Annotated in this window: 1 protein-coding gene; it reads right to left on the bottom strand. The window is 57.0% G+C overall.

Features of this window, described 5'->3' with window-relative positions:
- On the bottom strand, positions 1–344 hold a 344-nt coding region (locus ABEH27_RS25750; RefSeq protein WP_346616256.1), incomplete at both ends, for a DUF2875 family protein.

Raw genomic sequence — 344 nt, 5'->3', positions numbered from 1 at the left:
TCAGTTTTTTTGTCCTGGTTGTCCTCGGCGTCACGGGTGACGAAGGGGCGAATGTAGCGATCCACTCGGTCCGAGCGCGTGACCAGCAGGCCAGTCGCATTCTCGTAGATCGTCGGTACCACGTGGCCATTTTGCAATCCCGGTGTGCCCGGTTTGCGATAAGGGTCCCGCGCAACATCCCCATCCTGGCTCGCGATCAAGGCCTGTGGCACCTTGGGGTTATCGTCAAAGAACATGAACAGTCGCTCGATCATGCCTTGCGCATGGGTAGTGTTTTCATCGTCTTGCCAGAGAAACTGGGTAACGCCCAAGGTCGCAGCATTACGCCCTTCATTGATCAGGCC

Source organism: Pseudomonas sp. P39-UII1 (genome assembly GCF_039672635.1).
GTDB lineage: Bacteria > Pseudomonadota > Gammaproteobacteria > Pseudomonadales > Pseudomonadaceae > Aquipseudomonas.
The sequence above is the reverse complement of the archived record's forward strand: the minus strand, read 5'-3'. Positions and strand labels throughout refer to the sequence as shown.